We start from the raw sequence: 1,299 nt of genomic DNA, 5'->3' as shown, positions 1-1,299 counted from the left end.
TGGCAATACAACAAGCTTACGGCCAAGAGGCAGTGCAGCGTTACCAGCGATTGGCTCGTTTAGTTAAAGAGAGTCAACGCGTATCGGTTATGACCAAATTACAGCGAGTGAATGACTTTTATAATCAGCTGAAATTTATCGATGATATTCATTTATGGGGTAAGCCAGATTACTGGGCTTCCCCACTGGAGTTTATTGGCGCGGGTGGGGGAGATTGTGAGGATTTTTCATTAGCCAAATACTATTCCCTGCGTGAATTGGGAATTGCAGATAAGCAGTTACGCTTGGTTTATGTTAAGGCGCTGAGTTTAAATCAGTTTCATATGGTGTTGGCTTATTATCCTCAGCCGAGCGCGATGCCTTTACTGCTGGATAATTTAAATCCAAAAATTTTACCCGCGAATCAGCGAATGGATTTGGCGCCGGTATACAGTTTTAACGCCTCTGAATTGTGGTTGCAGAGGGAGCATGGTGTATCAGAAACCGTAGGTAGCGCTGATCGGTTATCCCGTTGGCGTGAGGTTAAGCAGCGGGTAGAGCAACAAAAATTGCAACGCCCCAAAATTCGATTGGATGCGAACCCATTATGACATTGTTCAGGTCTTTATTACGCCAACAGGTTCTCCTGTTCATTATGTTTACCCTGCTGTTTTGGGGCTTGATGTTTTCCTCCATGCGCACCTACATTTCTGGACAGCAGCAAACTGCGACAGCAAATGCGGTGCACAGCTTAGGTTTGGCGCTGGTACCTTATTTAGCCAATGGTGACCGAGTTGGTGCTGAGTCTGTCCTCAAGGCTGCTTTTGATGGCGGCAACTACGATGAAATTCGGCTGTCGTTTTTGTCAGCAGCTGACCCCGTGATTTTGCGTCAACAAGACGAGATAACCGGTTTAGTACCGCAGTGGTTTTTCCGGCTTCCTCTGTTTGAGCCACTGCAACAAGAGCAAGAGCTGACGGCGGGTTGGTTACAGCTTGGCAAGCTGCAGGTTCAGGCTGCAAGTCAACAGCCATACCAAGAGTTATGGCGTTTGTCCTTACGTTTACTCTCTGGGGTTAGCGTACTGATGCTGTTAACGGGTCTGCTATTGGCCAAAACATTGCGTAAACAGCTGCAGCCGGTGGATGCATTACGCGTGAGGGCTGAATCTGTTGCACAGCGCCGATTTGCCGATGTGCCGTTACCCTTGCCACCATCGCAAGATCTGCGCGCATTAACGCAGGCATTTAACTTGATGGAAGAGGAGATCGCGCGGGCGTTTCAAGAGCAAGCTCAAGCGGTCGCGGTATTGCATCGAGA

Annotated in this window: 2 protein-coding genes; both read left to right on the top strand. The window is 48.4% G+C overall.

Annotated features, from left to right (window positions below; all coding sequences use genetic code 11):
• On the top strand, window positions 1–590 hold a 590-nt coding region (locus ACRC27_RS06325; RefSeq protein ID WP_438639443.1), incomplete at its 5' end, for a transglutaminase-like cysteine peptidase.
• Window positions 591–673: 83 nt separating this feature from the next.
• Window positions 674–1,299: LapD/MoxY N-terminal periplasmic domain-containing protein (locus ACRC27_RS06320; protein ID WP_438639442.1), on the top strand; the 626-nt coding region annotated here is incomplete at its 3' end.

This window comes from Plesiomonas sp., assembly GCF_051650925.1.
Lineage (GTDB): Bacteria > Pseudomonadota > Gammaproteobacteria > Enterobacterales > CAMTGL01 > Plesiomonas.
This window is presented reverse-complemented; position numbering and strand designations above follow the sequence as displayed.